This window comes from Actinophytocola sp. (genome assembly GCF_035942955.1).
Classification (GTDB): Bacteria; Actinomycetota; Actinomycetes; order Mycobacteriales; family Pseudonocardiaceae; genus DASYTH01.
On the sequence record NZ_DASZCQ010000267.1, the window covers coordinates 1 to 19,905 of the forward strand.

Annotated in this window: 17 protein-coding genes and 1 pseudogene; 11 read left to right on the forward strand and 7 right to left on the reverse strand. The window is 69.9% G+C overall.

Annotation, left to right across the window (positions count from 1 at the left end):
- Positions 1 to 145: 145 nt before the first annotated feature.
- Positions 146 to 1,384 carry a tannase/feruloyl esterase family alpha/beta hydrolase gene (locus tag VGX25_RS26985; protein WP_326920714.1) on the reverse strand — a complete coding sequence of 413 codons (1,239 nt, stop codon included), beginning with the start codon at positions 1,382 to 1,384 and terminating at the stop codon, positions 146 to 148.
- 147 nt (positions 1,385 to 1,531) lie between these two features.
- Between VGX25_RS26985 and VGX25_RS26990 the strand changes: the two genes are divergently transcribed.
- From VGX25_RS26990 to VGX25_RS27000, 3 genes are all read left to right on the forward strand, one after another.
- On the forward strand, positions 1,532 to 2,485 hold the full coding sequence (locus VGX25_RS26990; RefSeq protein ID WP_326920715.1) for a PHB depolymerase family esterase: 954 nt from the start codon (positions 1,532 to 1,534) through the stop codon (positions 2,483 to 2,485).
- Between the two features lie 182 nt (positions 2,486 to 2,667).
- The gene (locus VGX25_RS26995) at positions 2,668 to 3,558 is read left to right on the forward strand and encodes an ATP-binding cassette domain-containing protein (protein ID WP_326920716.1); all 891 of its coding nucleotides are present in this window, start codon (positions 2,668 to 2,670) and stop codon (positions 3,556 to 3,558) included.
- Entirely contained in the window at positions 3,555 to 4,322 is a 768-nt protein-coding gene (locus tag VGX25_RS27000) for a hypothetical protein (RefSeq protein WP_326920717.1), read from the forward strand. Before VGX25_RS26995 ends, VGX25_RS27000 begins: the two co-directional genes overlap by 4 nt.
- Here VGX25_RS27000 and VGX25_RS27005 read toward each other — a convergent pair whose 3' ends face one another.
- From VGX25_RS27005 to VGX25_RS27025, 5 genes and pseudogenes are all read right to left on the reverse strand, one after another.
- Positions 4,323 to 6,629: an FtsX-like permease family protein gene (locus tag VGX25_RS27005; RefSeq protein ID WP_326920718.1), complete on the reverse strand. Its 2,307-nt coding sequence runs from the start codon at positions 6,627 to 6,629 to the stop codon at positions 4,323 to 4,325.
- A 20-nt stretch (positions 6,630 to 6,649) separates the two neighbouring features.
- Positions 6,650 to 7,345, reverse strand: coding sequence for an ABC transporter ATP-binding protein (locus VGX25_RS27010; protein ID WP_326920719.1), 696 nt, complete (start codon positions 7,343 to 7,345; stop codon positions 6,650 to 6,652).
- A gap of 137 nt (positions 7,346 to 7,482) precedes the next feature.
- Positions 7,483 to 7,998, reverse strand: a pseudogene (locus VGX25_RS27015) (PadR family transcriptional regulator); the annotation flags it as partial.
- 27 nt (positions 7,999 to 8,025) lie between these two features.
- Positions 8,026 to 8,274, reverse strand: a complete 249-nt coding sequence (locus tag VGX25_RS27020) for a hypothetical protein (protein WP_326920720.1) — start codon at positions 8,272 to 8,274, stop codon at positions 8,026 to 8,028.
- Positions 8,275 to 8,296: 22 nt separating this feature from the next.
- Positions 8,297 to 9,508 (reverse strand): DUF445 domain-containing protein, encoded by a 1,212-nt coding sequence (locus VGX25_RS27025; protein WP_326920730.1) that lies wholly within the window; start codon positions 9,506 to 9,508, stop codon positions 8,297 to 8,299.
- A gap of 98 nt (positions 9,509 to 9,606) precedes the next feature.
- On the opposite strand from VGX25_RS27025, the gene VGX25_RS27030 reads away from it, so the two are divergent.
- From VGX25_RS27030 to VGX25_RS27060, 7 genes are all read left to right on the forward strand, one after another.
- Positions 9,607 to 10,770 (forward strand): pyridoxal phosphate-dependent aminotransferase, encoded by a 1,164-nt coding sequence (locus tag VGX25_RS27030; RefSeq protein WP_326920721.1) that lies wholly within the window; start codon positions 9,607 to 9,609, stop codon positions 10,768 to 10,770.
- A 231-nt stretch (positions 10,771 to 11,001) separates the two neighbouring features.
- A complete protein-coding gene (locus VGX25_RS27035) occupies positions 11,002 to 11,403 on the forward strand; it encodes a hypothetical protein (RefSeq protein ID WP_326920722.1) in 402 nt (133 codons plus the stop codon).
- A 196-nt stretch (positions 11,404 to 11,599) separates the two neighbouring features.
- Positions 11,600 to 12,679, forward strand: coding sequence for a hypothetical protein (locus VGX25_RS27040; RefSeq protein ID WP_326920723.1), 1,080 nt, complete (start codon positions 11,600 to 11,602; stop codon positions 12,677 to 12,679).
- Between the two features lie 49 nt (positions 12,680 to 12,728).
- A complete protein-coding gene (locus tag VGX25_RS27045) occupies positions 12,729 to 14,396 on the forward strand; it encodes a carbamoyltransferase C-terminal domain-containing protein (protein WP_326920724.1) in 1,668 nt (555 codons plus the stop codon).
- Between the two features lie 111 nt (positions 14,397 to 14,507).
- Positions 14,508 to 15,092 carry a sigma-70 family RNA polymerase sigma factor gene (locus VGX25_RS27050; protein ID WP_326920725.1) on the forward strand — a complete coding sequence of 195 codons (585 nt, stop codon included), beginning with the start codon at positions 14,508 to 14,510 and terminating at the stop codon, positions 15,090 to 15,092.
- Positions 15,089 to 15,514 (forward strand): hypothetical protein, encoded by a 426-nt coding sequence (locus VGX25_RS27055; RefSeq protein WP_326920726.1) that lies wholly within the window; start codon positions 15,089 to 15,091, stop codon positions 15,512 to 15,514. Before VGX25_RS27050 ends, VGX25_RS27055 begins: the two co-directional genes overlap by 4 nt.
- A complete protein-coding gene (locus tag VGX25_RS27060; RefSeq protein WP_326920727.1) occupies positions 15,511 to 17,622 on the forward strand; it encodes a CHAT domain-containing protein in 2,112 nt (703 codons plus the stop codon). Before VGX25_RS27055 ends, VGX25_RS27060 begins: the two co-directional genes overlap by 4 nt.
- Here VGX25_RS27060 and VGX25_RS27065 read toward each other — a convergent pair.
- Positions 17,619 to 18,776 carry a S8/S53 family peptidase gene (locus VGX25_RS27065; RefSeq protein WP_326920728.1) on the reverse strand — a complete coding sequence of 386 codons (1,158 nt, stop codon included), beginning with the start codon at positions 18,774 to 18,776 and terminating at the stop codon, positions 17,619 to 17,621. The genes VGX25_RS27060 and VGX25_RS27065 overlap by 4 nt on opposite strands.
- A 228-nt stretch (positions 18,777 to 19,004) precedes the next feature.
- Between VGX25_RS27065 and VGX25_RS27070 the strand changes: the two genes are divergently transcribed.
- A complete protein-coding gene (locus VGX25_RS27070) occupies positions 19,005 to 19,769 on the forward strand; it encodes a hypothetical protein (protein WP_326920729.1) in 765 nt (254 codons plus the stop codon).
- Positions 19,770 to 19,905 lie beyond the last annotated feature (136 nt).

The window sequence follows — 19,905 nt, forward strand, 5'->3', positions numbered from 1 at the left end:
CGCAGTTGATCTCCGCGTCCCACCCCTACCCAGCCCCCACCGCTCCACGGGGGGCGACCCCACGGCCAGTCTACCGGTGAAGACCGGGGTGGAGATCAACTTGGGGGGTGGGTGTGGACAGGTGGGGTGGGTGTGGACAAGTGGGTCAGCAGGCGGGGGGTGGGGTTGACAGGGGTGGGGATCCGTGTAGCCAGCGTTCCAACGCGGTGAGGGCGGAGTGGAGGCAGGGGGTGAGGGGGCGGAGGTCGTCCGGGTATGCGTCGACGAGGGCGTCGATGTGGTTGGCGGCTTGGACGCGGTAGTAGCGGTGCAGGTGGGCGCGGCCCGCGGAGTTGATCATGACGCGGTAGGGGTCGGCGGACTGGGTGATGGGGAGCAGGGAGTCGAGGGTTCCGTGCAGGGTGATCATGGGGCGGGTGATGCGGCCGGTGAGGGAGATTCGGCGGACGGCGTCCCGGACGGCACGCGGACGTGCGAAGTAGTCGTAGTCGGTGTCGGCGCCGGAGTAGGACGGGTCGAGCTCGAGGCGGTAGATGCGTTGGGTGAGTTCCCAGTAGACAGTGAAGTGGTAGTCCCAGAGGAAGTCTGAGCCGGGGGCGAAGCCGGCGGCGAGAATGCCGGCGGGGTCGCCGGCCCGATAGGCGCGGATGGCGGGTGGGAGGAACGTGAAGAGGTTGGGGCCGTCGGGGGTCCAGAGGGTGCCCTCGGCGTCGACGCCGCCGTCGAACAGCCAGGGGTTGCGCTCGAGTTGCCAGCGGACGAGGTAGCCGCCGTTGGAGATGCCGGCCGCCAGCATCCGGGCGGGGGGACGGCCGTAGCGTTGGGCCACAACGGATCGGGCGGCGAGCGCGAGCTGGGTGACGCGGGCGTGCCATTCGAGGATGGCGTCGCCGGGGCGGGCGCCGTCGGTGTGGAACGCGGTGCCGGTGTTGCCCTTGTCGGTGGCGGCGAAGGCGTAGCCGCGGGCCAGCACCCAGTCGGCGATGGCGCGGTCGTTGGCGTACTGGCGGCGGACGCCGGGTGAGCCGGTGACGACCAGGCCGCCGTTCCAGTTGTCCGGCAGGCGCAGCACGAACTGGGCGTCGTGGTTCCAGCCGTGGTTGGTGTTGGTCGTCGAGGAGTCCGGGAAGTAGCCGTCGAGCTGGATTCCCGGCACGCCAACGGGTTGCGGCAGCGCGGCGTGGGTGAGCCCGGCCCAGTCGGCCGGCACGGTGTGTCCGGATGCGACGGTGCCGGCGGTGGTCAGCTCGGCAAGGCAGGCGGCCCGCTGGACCGCGGCGCCCGGCACGTGCAGCCGATCCAGCCGGGCACAGTGTCCACTATGGACATCTGACACCGGCGAAGGCGCGAGCAGAGCGACGGCCAGCACGATTCGGGCAAGCATGCGCCAGACCGTAGAACCCTCAGCGCGGCCGCGACATGTGGCCGGCACACGTAATCCGGCCGCCAAGTGTGGTGCCCCGCCACCTCATCACCTGCGGGCCAGGGTTCTACCGTGACCGGCAGCCGGATAGCACGACGAGGTGCGCTCATGTCCAAGCTGCTCGTGACGATCGCCCTGCTCGCCGGACTGCTCACCGCGGTCTCGCCCGCCAGCGCCGCGACGATCGGTGAGGTGACCGGTTTCGGCACGAATCCGGGCAACCTCAGGATGTTCCGCTACCTGCCGGACGGGCTGCCCGCCGGGCGGCCGGTCGTGGTCGCCCTGCACGGTTGCACGCAGACGGCCGCCGGCTACGGGACCGACGCGGGCTGGGTGCGGCTGGCCGACCGGTGGCGGTTCGGGCTGGTGCTTCCCGAGCAGCAGACCGTCAACAACGCCAGCAGGTGCTTCAACTGGTTCCAGACCGGGGACACCGGCCGGGGCCAGGGTGAGGCCGAGTCGATCGCCCAGATGGTGCGCAGGACGCTGGCCGACACCGCGGCGGATCGCACCCGGGTGGCGGTGACCGGGCTGTCGGCGGGCGGGGCGATGACGGCGGTGCTGCTGGCCACCTACCCGGACATGTTCAGCGCCGGGGGAATCGTCGCCGGCCTGCCGTACCGGTGCGCCACCACCATGATCGAGGCGTTCACCTGTATGAACCCGGGCCGCGACCGCACCGCCGCGCAGTGGGGCGGGCTGGTCCGCGCGGCCACCACGCACACCGGGCCGTGGCCGGCGGTCAGCATCTGGCACGGCACCGCCGACTTCACCGTGGTCCAGGCCAACCAGCGCGAGCTGGTCGAGCAGTGGACCGATGTGCACGGCATCCCCGGCACGCCGTCGCGCACGGACACCGTCGCCGGCTACCCGCACGCCGTCTACTCCGACGCCGCCGGCCGCCCGGTCGTCGAGACCTACACGATCACCAACATGGGGCACGGCCAGCCGGTCGACCCCGGCGCCGCCGATGGGCAGTGCGGGCGCAGCGCGGCGTTCGTCCTGGACGTGAACGTCTGCGCGGCCTGGCACTCCGCTATCGCCTGGCGCCTCGACGTGTGACGGTCAGCGCCCAACGAAGTCGCAACATCAGCCCAACGAATGAGACGAATCAACCGCGAGGTGTACAGATCTTTGCCTGCCCTGGGTGTTGGATGGTCCAGTCAACCCAGGGAAGGGAGGACCTCGTGGAGGACGAGTCCGGCCGGATCGTGGTGTCCGGCCTGACCAAGACGTTCGGACCGGTGAAGGCGGTGGACAACCTCAGCTTCACGGTGGAGCCGGGCTGGGTCACCGGCTTCCTCGGCCCGAACGGCGCCGGCAAGACGACGACATTGCGCTGCGTGCTCGGCCTGGTCACGCCGACCGCGGGCGGCGCGACCATTGGGGGCAAGCCGTACGCGCAGCTGCACAACCCGACCAAGACCGTCGGCGCCCTGCTGGAGGCGTCGAGCTTCCACCCGGCCCGCACCGCGCGCAACCACCTGCGGGTGTACTGCACGGCCAGCGGCATTCCGAAGAAGCGCGCGGACGAGGTGCTGGACCTGGTGGGCCTGACCAGTGCCGCAAACCGCAAGGTGAAGGGTTTCTCGATGGGCATGCGGCAGCGGCTGGGGCTGGCCGCCGCGCTGCTCGGCGACCCGAAGGTGCTGGTGCTCGACGAGCCGGCCAACGGCCTGGACCCGGAGGGCATCGTCTGGTTGCGACAGTTCCTGAAGCACCTGGCCAGCGGCGGCCGGACGATCCTGGTGTCCAGCCACGTGCTCAGCGAGGTCGAGCAGACCGTGGACCACGTCGTGATCATCAACAATGGCACGCTGATTCGCCAGGATCGCATGGACACGTTGGCCGACAGCCACGGGCACGCGGTACTGGTACGTACCCCGGACGTCAGCCGGTTGGAGTTCTCGCTGTCGGGCGAGCCAAAGGTCGAGAAGCTGGAGAAGCTGGACGACGGAGCCGTGCGTATCACTGGCATGACCGCTGCCGAGGTGGGCTCCAAGGCCTTCTTTGATCGAATCGAGCTGCACGAGCTCAGGACCGAGAGAAGCAGGCTGGAGGAGATCTTCTTTTCGCTGACTGGTAACGGCGGCGCGGTCGAACATTTCGGTGCTGCCGAGGGAGGCGACAAGTGATCCGGTTGATCCAGGCCGAGTTCGGCAAGCTGTTCAGCACCAAGCTGTGGCTGTGGATGCTGCTCGGCGCCGTCGCGTTGACCGCCCTGTTCGTGAGCCTGACCATCGGCTTCTCCGATCAGGCGACCGCTCAGGGAGGGGCGCCGCCGCTGAGCTCATCGACCGGTCTGAAGAACCTGTTCAGTGCCGCGGCAGCGGCGAACGTCTGGTCGCTGATCCTCGGCATCGTCGCGGTCACCGGAGAGTTCCGGCACCAGACCATCACACCCACGTTCCTGGCCACCCCGCACCGCGGCCGCGTGGTGATCGCCAAGCTGATCACCTACGCGCTGGCCGGCATCGCCTACGGCGTGGCCACCATCCTGGTGGCGATCGCCATCGCGCTGCCCTGGCTGTCGGCCAAGAACATCGACGTGTCGTTGGGATCCGACGGAATCCCCGGCGTGCTGCTCGGCGTCGTGGCCAGCGTCGCGGTGTACTCCCTGCTCGGGGTGGGCCTCGGCGCGCTCCTTCGCAACCAGATCGCCGCCGTGGTCGGGGCGCTGGTGTTCCTCCTCGTGGTGGAACCGATCATCTCGGCGGTCCCGGTGGTCCGGGACTATTACAAGTGGTTCCCCGGCGGCGCGAACAACGCGCTGACCGGAGCCTTCCAGCCGAACGTGAACCTGTTGCAGCAGTATCAGGGCGGACTGCTGCTGGTGGCCTACGGCCTGGTGTTCGCGATCCTTGGCAGCTGGCTGGCGGTGCGCCGCGACGTCACGTAGTCACTCGGTGCGCAGTGCGGCCAGCCTGGTCGCACTGCGCAGCGTGGGCAGGGTCAGCACGGTGACCGCGAGCACGAGCAACGATGCGACGCCGGAGAACAGCGCGACGGTCGACCAGTCCATCCGGAACGACTCGCCGAGCAGCTCGAACACCAGCGCGGCCAGGCTGATCCCGGTCACCACGGCCACCAGCACGGCGAGCAGCACCGGAACCGCGTTCTGCCACAACAACGATCGGGCCAGGGTGCCGGTCGGCACGCCGGTCGCGGCCAGCGCGGCCAGTGGCCGGCGGCGCTCGCGGACCTGCTCCAGCGCCAGCACCAGCATGCTCACCCCGGCCAGCAGCAGGGTGAACAGCGCGCCGCCGAGCAGTCCATTTCGGATGGTCAGGAACAGCTCGACGACCGGCGGCCGGAAGCTCTGGACGTACGACTGGACCGACGCGCGCCAGCCGTATGCCGCGATGGCGTTGCGGACGTGCTCGATCATATCGGGCCGGCCGGGCTCGGTCCGCACGCCGAGGTAGGCCCCGGAGGCAGGGATGGTCACGCCGCGCACCGCGCCCGGGGTGACCACCAGCCCGCCGGTGAGGTAGAGCCCGCTGGTGTCGCGAAGTGTCCTGATCCCGTCCGGGACGGTCCACCTGCTGACCGCCGCGTAGCCGTTGCGGGTGGTGGCAACGAAGCTCACGGCCTGCCCGGCGGAAAGCTCCGGCAGAGCGCCCGCGAAGCGGAACGCGTCGCCATCGACACACCGGCCCACGTCCGTGTACCGCAGCAACGTCGCACAGTCCACAATAGACATCGGGAGGTACTCGCGGTTGCCGGTCATGATGCCCGCCTGCCGCGTCACGATCACCGACTGGATCCCTGGGGTCGCGCGCAGGCTCTCGCCGACCGCGTCGGTCTCGTCGCCCTCGACGTACACCATGATCGCCGGCAGGTCCATGACCTGCGGCACGACCGGCGAGCCGTACTTCTCCTCCTGCCCGGCGAGCACCGCCTGCAAGGCGATCGCGCCGGCGAGCACGACCGCGACGCCGCCCACCACCCTGGCCGGCGTCCCGCTGTCGATCTGCAGCCGGCGGATCGCCAGCTGCGCGGCCGGCCGGCCGCCCCGCACCCGCGCCACCGCCCGTTCCAGCAACCACGGCAGGATCGCGGGAATCCCCAGCAGCAGCAACGCAGATCCGGCGATCACCGACGGCAGCCAGGTGTCCTCCATACTGGACACATCGAACTGGCTGGCCAGCAGGACCGGGCCGAGGACCAGCGGCACCAGCCGCCACCACAGCCGGCGCCGCACCGGCCGGCCCCTGCGCACCACCCCGAGCGGCTCGATGATCGTCCTGCGCAGCGCGAGCTGCGCGGTGAGCACCGCGAGCCCCGGCACCGAGAGCACGATCAGCACCACCAGCGGCCAGGCCGGGGCGACGTCGCTGGGGTACGGCCGCACCCCGAGCACCGCGACCTTGCCCACCACGGTGCGAAACAGCAGGAACAGGCCGATCCCGAGGGCCAGCCCGGTCACCGCGCTGACCAGCGACTCGGCCACCGCGACCCGCCGAGCCTGCCGGGAGTCCGCGCCCACCAACCGCAACGCGGCCAGCCGGCGGTCCCGCTCGGCGCCCGCGATCCGGGCGCTGGTCCCGACGAACACGAACACCGGCACCAGCAGCACGACGGTGCCGATCGCGATGAGCACGACCAGGTTCGCCGGCATCCGGTCGGGTGCGGTGGTGCCGAACGCGTACACCGGCTGCCCCGCGTTGTCCGCGTCGATCGAGTCGTCCCCCGCGTAGAACGTCAGCGAATCGGCGTCGACCACGCCCGGCTGGCCGATCGTGCCGATGATCCGCTGCGGGAACCGGGGCCGCAGCAGGCCGCCGTCCGGGCCGGCGAGCAGCTCGGCCAGCGCCGGTGACAGCACGATCTCGCCGTCGGCCGGGAGCCGCTCGACGCCGGGCGGGATCGGGGCGCGGGGACCGGACACCCGCAGGTACGTGCCGATGACGGTGCGGTCCCGGAAATCCGTGACGCCGTGCCGGATGTACAGCGGGTCCACGCCGGGCACCGGCGTGGGATCCATCTGCACGGCCCGGGCACGGTCGCTGCGGGCGTTGAACATCGGCCCGGCCGAGGCGCCGACGAGCAGCACCGCGACCGCGATTCCGATGCCGATCGTGCCGAGCACCAGCCGCGCCACCCCTGTCTTGGAGGTCCGGCCACCCCCGATGGCCAGCCGGACCCCCAAGCGCAGGTCGCCCGCCCACCGGGCGAGCCGGGTGTGCCGACCCCGATGCGACACACCGTCCCCCTGGTTGGCCGTCACCCCGTCAGCCCCGCCTCTTCCAGGTCGAGCTGCCGGGACTTGCCATCCCGCACGATCACCTCGCGGTCGGAGTAGGCCGCCACCCGCGGCTCGTGGGTCACCAGCAGCACCGCCGCGTTGGTCCGCTTGGCCGCGTCCACCAGCAGGGTCATCACCCGCTCGCCGTTGAACGAGTCGAGCGCGCCGGTCGGCTCGTCGGCGAAGATCACCTTCGGCGACGCGACCAGCGCCCTGGCCACGGCCACCCGCTGGCCCTGCCCGCCGGACACGTCGCCGGGCCGCTTGTCGGCGGCATCGTCGACCTCGAGGCGCGCCAACCAGTCCCGGGCCAGCCGCTCGGCCGGGCGGCGCCGCTGACCGGAAAGCCGCAGCGGCAGCGCCACGTTCTCCAGGCAGGTCAACTCCGGCACCAACTGTCCGAACTGGAACACGAAGCCGAACTCGCTGCGGCGCAAGGCACTGCGCGGTCCGTCCGGCATGGACGACAGCACCTCGCCGCGGTAGACCACGGTGCCCGCGTCGGGCTGGACGATGCCGGCAAGGCAGTGCAGCAGCGTGGACTTGCCCGAGCCGGACGGCCCCATCACCGCGACCACCTCGCCGGGCCACAGCGCCAGCCCGGCGCCGGTCAGCGCCACCGTCGGGCCGAACGACTTGCGCAGATCCGTGCCGCGCAGCAGGGGATCGGTCATGACTGTGTCCAATTGGCTCGCTCCGCTCGCTGTGAGCGGGCCTCTGGCGCGGTGTCTTCCCTCGTGCGCTGCTCGGTCGCTCGCTGGCGCTCGCTCCCTGCGCTGCTCCTCGGTCCAGACCCCGCCGGCCCGCTCACGACCTGCCTGCCGAGATCGTCCAGCCGGGCCGCGGTGAGCTCGAGCCAGCGCAGGTCGGCCTCCAGGTGGAACAGGGCGTGGTCGCAGACGAGCTGGTTGGCCAGGTCGCCGTTGCGCTTGCGGGCGGTGAACGTGCGCATGGCCTGCAGGTGCTCGGCGCGCTGGGTGTCGAGCACGTCGGCGGCGCTGCGCCCGGTCAACAGGGCCAGCACGACCTTGGTGTAGAGCGTGCTCTGCAGGTACAGCTCGGGCTTCTCCGGTGTGGTCAGCCAGTTCGCCACGTCGGTCACGCCGGCGTCGGTGATCGCATAGCGCTTGCGGTCCGGCCCGCCGCCCGGCTCGATCCCGTTCTCCTCGACGAGGCCGTTGCGCAGCAGCCGGGACAGCGTGGCGTACACCTGCCCGTAGTGCAGCGGCCGGTCCTGCCCGAAGCGCTCGTCGTAGGCGCGCTTGAGGTCGTAGCCGTGCCGCGGCCCGCTCTCCAGCAGGCCCAGCAGCGTGTGCCCGATCGACATGCCGGAGAGACTACAACAGGTGTATACCTATCGTCTATACACTGAGTTTGTAGAAGAGGTCGCCAGGAGCTCGAGCGCCCGTCGAGTTCGCGGCTTGACCTGGATATCGGCATGGCCACGCTGAACCAGGAGACCCGTCCAGCGGTCGCGGTAGAAGACGTCGGTCTTGCTGGACCGCACCAGCCTGAGCGCCAGAAGCTTGTAACCCAAAATGAGCATCAGGCTGATGACCTGGGCGACCCAGGGGGCGATGCTCACAAGCTGCTGGGCAGACATCACACCCCCTGCCGACTCTGTTCTAGCTGATGATCAGCTGTGCGACGGTGTAGATCAGCAGGCCCGCCATGGCGCCGACGACGGTGCCGTTGATCCGGATGAACTGCAGGTCGCGGCCCACCTGGAGCTCGATCTTGCGGGACGTCTCCTCGGCGTCCCAGCGCTCCACCGTGTCGGTGATCAACGTGGTGATCTCGTCGCGGTAGTTGAGCACCACGTAGGCCGCGGCGCCCTCCACCCAGCCGTCCACCTTCTCGCGCAGCGTCACGTCCTCGGCCAGCCGCGTGCCCAGCGAGATCAGCCCGTTGCGCACCCGCCGGCGCAGCTCGCTCGACGGGTCCTCGGCGGCGTCGAGCAGCATCCGCTTGGCCGTCGACCAGGTCGCGCCGATGACGTTCTGCACCTCGGGGTGCTCGAGCACCTGGTGCTTGACCTGATCGGCCTTCTCCATGGTCGCCGGGTCGGTCTGCAGGTCGCCGGCGAACTCCAGCAGGAACTTGTCGATGGCCAACCGCATCGGGTGGTTGACGTCGGTCTTGACCATCCAGGCGAAGGACTCCACCTCGCTGTGCACCTTGTCGGCCACCATCGCGTCGACGAACTTCGGCGACCAGGTCGGCGCCCGGTCGCTGACCACCCGCAGCACCGTGGTGCGGTTGCCCTTGACCCACTCGTAGGCCCGGTCGCACAGCAGGTCCACCAGCTTGTGGTGGGAGCGGTCGGTGAACACCCCGGCCAGCAGCTTGCCGAGCGGCGGGCCCCACGGAATCGCCACCACCCGGCGGACCATCGCCTGCTCCATGACCGCCTGCACGTCCTCGTCCTTCAGCACGGTCATCACGCCGCGGACCACGGTGGACAGCTCCTCGGTGACCCGCTCGGCGTTGGCCGGCTCGGCCAGCCAGGCGCCGAGCCGCCGGGAGAGGCCGACGGCGCGCAGCCGGTTGCGGACCACCTGCTCGGACAGGAAGTTCGTGCCGACGAAGTCGCCGAGGCTGTTGCCGAGCTGGCTCTTGCGGTTCGGGATGATCGCGGTGTGCGGGATCCGGATGCCCAGCGGGTACCGGAACAGCGCGGTGACCGCGAACCAGTCGGCAAGCGCGCCCACCATGCCGGCCTCGGCCGCGGCCTTGATGTAGCCGGCCACCGCGGGGGCGCCGGCCGACTGCCACAGCGACATGCCGATGAAGATCGCGGTGGCTCCGAGCAGGAACCCGAGCGCGACCAGCTTCATCTTGCGCAGGCCACGCCGCTTCTGCTCCTCGTTGGGCCCCGGGGCCAGCCCCGCGATCAGTTGCTGCACGCCACCATTGTCCGTGAAGATTTCGTGACGTGCCCCGAAGCGCGCTCGTACCCCACCTCCAGCCGTTCACCTCGACGATCTTCGCGGAGATGACGGCGCTGGCCACCCGGACCGGCGCGGTCAACCTCGGCCAGGGTTTCCCGGACACCGACGGCCCGCCGGGCATGCTCGCCGAGGCGCAGCGGGCGATCGCGAACGGGATCAACCAGTACCCGCCCGGCCAGGGCCGCCCCGAGCTGCGCGCGGCCATCGCCGAGCACCGCGCCCGGTTCGGGATGTCGTTCGACCCGGAGACCGAGATCCTGGTCACCGTCGGCGCCACCGAGGCCGTCGCGGCCACGCTGATCGCCCTCGTCTCGCGCGGCGACGAGGTGATCCTGATCGAGCCCTACTACGACTCCTACGCCGCGTCCGTCGCCATGGCCGGCGGCACCCGGCGGGTGGTCTCGCTGGTCGAGGACGCCGGGGGCCGGTTCGCGCTGGACGTCGACGCGCTGCGGGCCGCGGTCGGGCCGGCCACGCGGGCACTGCTGCTGAACTCGCCGCACAACCCGACCGGAACCGTGCTCACCGCCGACGAGCTCGCGGTGATCGCGGAGGTGTGCGTCGAGCACGACCTGATCGCGATCTGCGACGAGGTGTACGAGGACCTCGTGTACGACGGCGTGCCGCACATTCCGTTGGGGACCCTGCCCGGGATGGCCGAGCGCACGCTGACCATCTCCAGCGCCGGCAAGATGTTCAACTGCACCGGCTGGAAGATCGGCTGGGTCTGCGGCCCGGCCCCGCTCGTCGCCGCCGTCCGGGCCGCCAAGCAGTTCATCACGTTCGTCGGCGGCGCCCCGTTCCAACCCGCCGTTGCCTACGCCCTGCGCCACGAGTCCGCCTGGGTCACCGCGCTGCGCGACAGCCTGTCGGCCAAGCGCGACCGGCTCGCCGCCGGGCTCACCGAGGCCGGCTTCGCCGTCCGCCCCACCCTGGGCACCTACTTCATCTGCGCCGACGTCCGACCCCTCGGCTTCACCGACGGCACCGAGCTGTGCTACCAACTCCCCGAACGCATCGGCGTCGCCGGCGTCCCCGTCCAGGTCTTCACCGACAACCCCACCCCCTGGCGCCCCATCGTCCGCTTCGCCTTCTGCAAACGCGACGAAGTCCTCGACGAGGCCATCGAACGCCTGCACAAGCTCTAGGCTCCGTCATCGTCATTGCCCTACCAGGGGTGATGACCCTCGGGTAGATCAATGGCGAATCGTTGTGCGCCACGTGCCCGAGCCCTTGCCGTATGCTCCGCTGAGATCAGGTCGCGCGCACGGAGGCCTCATGGCGAACCGGATACCTCGCCGTCCGGTGAATGCTTGCAGCCACGGCCACGACAGCGGGCGATTCATCAGTCTCGATGATCACCAGACCGGATGTGCTCAGTGGAACTAGCCGGGCTCGTCATCGGCGCGGTGGGCACCGTGGTATCGGTTCTCGCCCTGTTCTATGCCGCGATGGCGGCCAAGAGGTCCGATGCGCTGCTGCGGCGACTGGTCGTCTACCCATTCCGCGAGCTCGACATCCAATACGCGAAGCTGACCGAGGACGAGCGTGACGCACTATTGGACATATATGCGCATCATGCCGACGCCTATCGATCGACCGGGGCAAGACCTACGAATGAGGCGGTCGAGGCTCGTCCTACCGATCCCGCTCTCCTACAGTTCCTCGTGGCCGAGGGATGGCTGCAAAGGCATGGTGGGGTTGCGTATCGGTTGAATCCCGATAGACTCCCATACCTGCGGTTCCTGGAGGAGACCGAGGGGAAGTCGAATGGTCGATAGGTCAGAGCTGTTATCCTGGTCGCTCTTCGAACTTTCCGTAAGCGATCTGGAGGCCCTGAGGCACCTGTCGACACATTCGATTCTGCGCCCACTCACTCCTCACGAGATTGACTCCTTGCGACGAGGCCTCATCAGTGGGAACAAGGTTGCGCTCAGCCTCCGCTCGAGCAACCGAAATCGCTACCACGGGCTCTGCGTGTTCGGCCTCGAGACGCCCTCTCCTGTGCCAGACAAGGCCATTGCGATGTCCGTGCTGTCACTCGCCACGTATCCAGCTCCCGTCGGCCGGTCGGACACCGTCGATAGGGAGCATCTCGAGACGGCCGTGATTGAAGAGCTCAGGCGGTTCTGCCGAACACACGGATTCACTCGCGTCGTCTGCTATGCTCCCGACGATCGGCTGACACTGGCGCTTCTCGCGAAGCATGGTTTCACCGTTGAGAGCGTCATTTCTGTTGATACGACGAGAATCTATGGGCTGTCACTCCACCTCCCATCCACATACACCGGTGATCCGTACGATGGTCGCCATTTGCTCAACTGGCTCGCCGAACGACTCCGACTCTCCGTCCAGAACTCGGACGACACGAGCAGCGAGTGCTTCCTCCGCATGGATGCGCTGAACCCAGACTTGGTAGGCACGCAGTTGGGATCGTCGCAGCTCCCGGTGAAGCTCTCGCTGCACACCAAGCACGATCGAGGCGGACCAACACATCTTCGGATCCAATTTGGCACCACAGATTCAATAGAGTCCCAGTTCGACCTATCGATCGACGATCTGCGCGAGATAGCCGGGGTGGCAACTCTCGACATGAGTTTTTGGCCGCCGCCCGAGGATGGCGCTTCGATAGCCGTGGAGATTCGTCGTGACCTCTATGACAGGTTCGACGCGAATCGACAGAACGCCTATTTCGACAGCGGCTCTTATGGAACCCTGTTGGAACGCGCCACAGATCGAGGATTGCATCCATATATCTTCTTCGTGGATTTTGCCACATCCACCACGAATCCACGGCTCATCGGACTTGGCAGGGTAAGGCACGTCGACCGTGGCTCACCCGATGACCTGTGGGAGAGGTATGGTGAATATTCCAGTTGGTCGGATGCTGACATGTTCGGAAGATACAGGGCGATCAAACGGAAGATGACAGCGATAATATTCGACAACGTACGCCGCGTTGACAAAATCGGCGCAGGTCTTCCAGTCATCGGACACAGCTGGACCTATGTGCCAAGCGATCAGGCGTATCGAGTTGTCCGGCAAGTGGACCGCTAACATGTCAGTTGCTTAGATCTCTGGATTGTTCAGCATTGGAGAATCTATCGTGTGGCTGGGAGCGAACCTCGGAACGACGCGGTGGGGTCGGCCGCTTCGCGACGGCGGAGCGTGTTTACTTGATGAGGGTGGGCCAATCGCCGCAATTGCAGAGGAGCGGCTCTCGCGGAAGAAGCACGCTGGCGGATGGACACGCAGTCGGCAATACTGCATCGAAATAGCTGGAACAACTCCATGCCAGATCGAACTAGCCGTACTGACGTCGTGCTGCGAGCCGGTCCGGGCCCCAGACTCACTTGATGAATATGCGGCCGAACTCGGCTTTCGAGTCGACACGGTCAGCCATCACCTTGCACATGCGTACAGTGCTTATTGGCCGTCTGGCTTCGATGAGGCGATTGTCGTTGTGCTGGATGGTGGGGGGAACACATTCGAGCAGGATGCTCCAAGAGACTGGTGGCGCGCAGGACGGGAGCAAGCCACATACTACATCGGCAGCGGTGATGAGCTTTGGGAGATCGCGCGCGACTTCGATCGTCCATATGAAGTTGGTTTTGGTGAGCTTTATCGCGCGTTCACGCACTACTTGGGCTGGCCATCGTCGACCCTGGCCGGAAATACGATGGCGCTCGCCGCGTTCGGCGAGAGAAGGTGGCCGGGGCGTACTCTGTTCGAGGTCGATCGAACCGAAGCCAGGCTTTCCTTGCCCATTGCCGCTGATCCCGCCCACCCGATAGAAATGATTCAGCGACTCCTCTCAGAGCGCGGTATCAACGCACCCTCCCCGAGGACGCCCAGGAGCGGGTTCAAGCAGGTTCACGCGGATCTGGCCCGGTTGGCGCAGGACAGCCTCTATGCCGCAGTCCGATGGCGGCTTTCCGACCTCGTCAAAAGGACCGGCATACGGAAAGTGTGCGTGGCCGGTGGAGTGGCGCTCAACTGCGTCATGATCGGCCGACTCCTTGAGGAGGGTGTCTTTAGTGACGTATTCGTTCAGCCGGCTGCGGGCGACACAGGTCAATGCTTGGGTGCGGCGTATGTCGCCTTGATGCGTTGCGGAGGCCGGAGACCAGCACCTGCTTCATCGTTCAGTCCGTTTCTCGGTCGCCGCTACAACTCGACGGATATCCAGGACGGCGTCCGCCGGATTGAGGCATCACGTATTCGAGTCGACTTCATCGAGGGAGACCCCGAGATCACAAAGACGGTTGCGAAGCTTATTGCAGCGGGAAAGACGGTTGGTTGGTTCGCAGGTCGCAGCGAGTTTGGTCCCCGAGCACTCGGCGCGCGAAGCATCTTGGCGGATCCGCGGTCCGTTGACGTGAAGAAGAAACTGCTTTCCATCAAGGGCAGGGAGCATTTCATGCCATTTGCCCCCAGCGTGCTCGCGGACAGCTATGACAAGTACTTCACAGGCTCCGGGTCGGACACGATGACGGTGGCCGTCACGGCAACCTCTGATGCACACAAGCTATTGCCGGCGGTCATTCATCACGATGGTTCAGCACGGGTTCAGAAAGTTGCGCACGACCAGGGGTCGTTCGCCAAATTGTTGCGTGACTTTGGTGAAATTGCCAACCTCGAAGTACTCTTGAACACATCATTCAATCTTGCGGGCGAGCCGATGGTCGACAGCCCCGCCGACTGTGCATCCGCGTTTGTGCGCTCAGATTTGGACTGCCTTTATCTCGACGGGCTCCTCATTGTCAAGCAATGATCGGGACATATGGCGAGGACTCCGTGGCGGCCCCCGGATCATCTCTAGGTAGTCCTACTCATTTCCGTGGTCGAACGGCTCCGCTGTGTGATCAGCGTCGTCCCAGGCTGCATGACGAGACCATATGATCAACTTGCGCCGGGTGAGCTGCTCCGGCTGGCCCGGGGCCGCGACCAGGCGGCGTGGAACGAGATCGTGCGGCGCTACGGGCCGGTGGTCTGGCGCGTGGCGATGGCTCAGCGGCTGGATCCCGCCGACGCCAAGGATGTCAGCCAGAACACCTGGTTCGCGCTCGCCGAGCGGCTGGACCGGATCCGCGAGCCGGAGCGGCTGGCCGCGTGGCTGGCCACCACGGCGCGCCGGGAAGCGTTGCGGGTGCACGACTTGCGCCGCCTGGAGGCCCGGCCGAGCTGGTGGCCGGACGACCTCGAGGACCCGGACGCCGAGTGCTGGCCGGAGCCGCACGTGCTGCGGTCCACCCGGGACCGCCTGCTGTGGCGCGCCTTCGCCGAGCTGCCGGACCGGTGCCGGCGGCTGCTCGGGTTGCTCGCGCACGCCCCCGACCTGAGCTACGCGCAGCTCGGCCGGGCACTGGGGATGAAGGCCGGCAGCGTGGGTCCGGCCCGCGGCCGGTGCCTGTACGAGCTGCGCCGCCGGTTGGCCGTGCTGGGCTACGGCGAGGAGACGGTCGGATGACCCATTCCCCGCAGGATCTGGCTCTACTGAGCGAGTTGGGGGCGCTGCTGCGGCGCTGCCATCCGGTGCCCGCCGACGTCGTGGCCGGCGCGCGGGCCGCTTTCGCCGTGGCGGCCGGGCCGCCGGATTGGCGATGGCTCGAGCGGATCACCGACGCTCCGGTCCCCGTCCGGTCCGGCACGCCGTCGTTCCGCTTTGCCGGCAACGACGTCCGGGTCCAGCTCGAGCTGCACCGCCTGCCGTGGCGGGTCCGGGTCATCGGTCTGGTCACGCCGGTCCTGGACGTCGAGGTGCGGTGGCCGACCGGAGTCCGCCGCGTGCGACCGGATGATGCCGGTCTGTTCCGGGTGGACGACCTCCCGCGCGGCCCGCTGCGCCTCGTCATCGGCGAGACCTTTGCCACCCCGTGGTTCGGGCCGTGAGCGGCTGGGTCGCCGATCCCGACGCGACGCTGCGGTGGGCGGCCGAGGTATTGAGATCGAGGCGCGCCGGCGTCGAGTCGAGGGCGCGGGCCTGGCACGCGGCCGCGGTCGCGCACATGGAACGCTGCGCGCCGACCCTCGCCCGCCGGGCCGCCCGGCGGGGCCTGGCGCTGGCCGCGTCACCCGAGCTGCAGCTCGTGCTGGCCTGGATCGAGCAGGACCGCGGCAACCCGCGGGAGAGCCGGAGACTGCTGAACCTGGCTCAACCACGCCTTCGCGGTGCGCCGCTGGCCCGCGCGCGCTGCCTGCGCGGGTTGCAGCACTGCGTCGCCGGCCAGTACCGCGAGGCCCATCGCCAGCTGTCCATCGCGATCACCGGGTCCCGGCGGCACGGTGACCGGCACTGGCTGGCCAACGCGTTGAACGGCCGCGGCGTCGTGCGCATCTATCTCGGCCGCCTCCCGGCCGCCGATCGCGATCTGGCCGCCGCGTCGGCGTTGTACCGGGAGCTGGGGCAGACCGAACGCGCGGCCACCTGCGTGCACAACCGGGGATGCGTTGCGCTGCAAGCGGATGACCACCCCCGCGCGCTGCGGCTGTTCGACGAGGCGGTGCGCGCCGGCCTGCGGACCGGCGCCCGCGCCGAGGCGCTGATCGACCGGGCACACGCGTTGCTCGGCGCCGGACTGCTCGCCGAGGCCGGCAAGGTCCTTGTCCAGGCGGCAGATCTGCTCGACGGGACGGGCCGGCGCATGCGCTTGGCGGAGGCTTCGCTTGCCCTGGCCCACTGCGCGGCCCGGGCCGGCCGCCGCGAGATCGCGCTGGACGCCGCCCGGCGGGCGCGCGACTTGTTCCGCGCGCAACGCAGACCGGGCTGGCTGGCCGCGGCCGAGTCGGTCGAGCTGCGCCTGACCGGGGGTCCCGGCGCCGAAGCCGTCGCCCGCCGCTGCGTGCGGCACGGGTTCGCGGTCGAGGCCGCGGAGCTGCGCCTGGCCGCCGGCGACCGCACATCGCTGAACCTGGTCCAGGCCAACCGATCGAGCGGTCCCACCCGGCTGCGGGCGCTCGGCTGGCTTGCCGGGGCGCGCCTGGCCGCGCTCGACGGAGACCGCCGGGCCCTGCTCGCCGCCTGCCGGGCCGGCCTCCGCATCGGCGTTGCCGACCTCGCCGACGAGTTCACGGCCATCGCGGTGCCCGCGGCCCTGGATTCCGGCCGTGCCTGGGATGTGCTTCGGTGGATCGCCCGGGTACCACCGACCGGTGTGATCGAACGCCTTGGTAGCCAGGCAATGGTGTGCTACGCCAGGCATGGCGACCAGTGGCTCGCCGTGTCTGTTGTGGACGGTCAAGCTCGGCTGCACCGCCTCCGCGGCGGCGTCGACGTCGAGACCCTCCGATTCGCGGTAGCCCACGGCGAAGCCCCGACCATGGCCCGACGGCACGACGACATCCTGCTGGCGCCGCTTCGCCCGGTCATCGGAGATCGGGCGCTGGTCGTGGTCCCGACGACCGAGCTGCACGGGCTGCCCTGGGCGGCGCTGCCCACCTGTGCCGCACGGCCGGTCTCCGTCGCGCCGTCCGTACCGGCCTGGCTGCACGCCAGCCAGCACGATTCCACAGTGGACAATCCGGTCTGGGTTGCCGGCCCCAACCTCCGGCACGCCGTGCGCGAGGTCCGCGCCCTGCATCGCCGGTGGGGCGGCACGCTGCTCACCGGCCGGCGGGCCACCGTGGCCGCCGCACTGTCCACAATGGATGGCGCCGAGTTGGTGCACATCGCCGCGCACGGCCGATTCCGCGGGGATGCGCCGTCGTTCTCCCACCTGGAGCTGGCCGACGGCCCGCTGCACGCCTACGACCTGGCCGGGCTGTCCAGGCCGCCGCGCGTGCTCGTGCTGTCGGCCTGCGAGGGCGCACTGTCCGCGCTGCCTGGCCACGGGACCCGGGCCGTGATCGCCAGCACCCTGCCCGTGCCCGACGACGCGGCCGTCGAGCTGGTCACCGCCCTGCACAGCCACCTTCGCGCCGGCGCCGCCCCGGCCGAGGCGCTCGCCCGAGCCCAGGCCGAGCACGGCCACCTCGGTTTCGTCTGTATCGGTGCCGGCTAGGGCGGGGGGAAGCGGTCGCGGGTTTGTTGGTGGGCTTCGGGAAGGGTGCGGCCGGTGTGGAGGAGGGTGGCGATGACGGCGGCGAGGCGTGGGGCGGCGAAGGAGGTGCCGGACCAGGAGGCGGCGCCGTAGCGGCGGGTCTCGGTATCGTGGGCCTGGCCGCGTTCTGGCGGGTGGAAGCGGACGAAGGAGCTGACGATGTCGACGCCGGGGGCGGCGGCGTCGACCCAGGGGCCGCGGTTGGAGAAGGGGGCGAGGGAGCCGGGCTGGCCGTTCGTGGCGGCGACGGCCATGACCTCCGGGAGCGCGGCGGGCCAGAAGGGTCGGGTGGTGGCGCCGTTGCCGGCGGCGGCGACCACGGCGGCGTCGGTGAAGCGGGAGATCTCCCGGGCGAGCAGCGGGGGGCAGCGGTCGTCCGCGGTGTGGCAGCCGGCGGTGAGCAGGACGACGTCGAGGTGCTCGCCGCGGCGGGCGGCCTGGTGGCGGACGGCGCGCAGGGCGGCGGCCAGGGTCCGGTCGTCGGTGAGGCCCTGTGAGGTGAGGACCCGACGGTGGCGGATGGTGGCGCCGGGGGCGTACCGCAGCACGATGCCGGCGACGAACGTGCCGTGGCCGGCCTGCCGGTCGGACTCCCGGTCGCCGTCGGCGTCGAGGATCTCGGGCTGGAGGTCCCAGTCGGACAGCCAGGTGCGGCCGGCGAACCAGGGGTGCGGGTCGAGGCCGGTGTCCAGCACGGCCACCGTGACCGGCGGGGACCAGTGCTCGAGCGGGGGCGGCGGCGGCTCGGCGGCCGGGCCCGGTGCGGCCGCGGTGCCGTGCAGGATCGGCGTGCCGAGCAGGAGGGGGCAGCCGACGTGGACGTGGTTGGCTGCGGCCGGCCCGCCCGCGTCCAGGGCGAGCTCGACGCACCGGCGCCCGGCGGACGGGCGCAGGCGCAGGGTGGCGAGCTTGGCCTCCTCGGTCAGCTCGACCCGCTCCACCCAGCGGTCCAGCGCGCGCATCGCCGGCCCCACCGAGTCGGCCGCCACCACGAGCTGCCCGGCGCGGACCAGGCACTCCCGCGGACCGCCGGGATCGTGCACGAGCAGGTCCGGCTCGCGCCGCCGCCACAGCTCGGCCCATTCGACAAGCGCCCGACCGCGGTCCGTACTCACGAAGAACACCGTCGCCCCGGATCGACGTACCCGCTCGGCCGGATGCGCAGGATCACCCGCTCGGATGTCATCACTCGGGGTCATCGGGCCGGGCGGCCGTCCTCCGGGACGGTGCCGACCCACCGTCTGTCCGGGTGGAATAGCCGCGGCTAGGGTGCATGTCGGGGCCGCGGTGCTGGATAGTGAGCACCGTCGGTGGACCGGACGGGCGAGGGAGAACACCGAGCAGTGGCAGTCGGGGCGAATGGCGCGGAGCCGGCGCGGGTGGCCGGCGGGCGGGTGATCCGCATGCTGCGCGCCCTCCTGGTGACCGCCGGCCTCGCGGCGCTCGGTTGGCTGCTCGTCGCCCTGTTCGCCACCGGCACCGCCGCCGCAGACGAGACTCCGACGGCGCCCGCCGAGCACGCGTCGACCGGCAGCGGCCTGCTGGGCCTCGTCACCGGTGTGGTCGAGACGGCGACCGGCACCGCCGGCCAGCTCACCGCGCCGCTGCTCGACACCGCCGACTCGGCGCTCGCCCCCGTGGTCGACCCGCCACCGGACACTGCCGAGCCCGCCCCCACCCCGGTGGAGCGGGTCGCCCCCCCGGCGGTCCCGACCGCCGCGCCCGTGACCGCGCCACCCGTCCCACTCGCCCGACCCGAGCCGGTCGCCGCGCCACGGCCAGAACCGGCCGCGCCCGAGCCGAGCGTCCGGCCGCGCCCGATCGTCCAGGACGTCGGGGACGAGATTGGCGAGGCGCCGATCGACCGAGCGGACCGGTCCGACCCGAACCGCACGCCGGGCAAGGCCCCCACCGCGCCGGCCGCCCCCGCCCTGCCGACCAGCACCGTGTCCGCCGGGCATGACGGCCCCGGCACCGCCCGCGGCGGCCCCGGCGTCCTCGCCGCACAGCCCGGCCTGGTACCGCCGGCCGCGGCGCTGTCCCGGCACACCGAGGCGAGCGACGCCGGCGGTCAGTCGCCGGGACTGCCGGCCCTGTCTCCGGACTGATTCCCGTCCCGGGATCACGGGACCCGTGTGCCTTCTCCGTAGAGAAGCCAGGAGCCAGAACTCCACACGCCTTCGGCCTCCCGGCCTGCCGACCGCGCCCGGTCAGGTCGGGGCCCGGCCCCGGCGCCGCGATGCC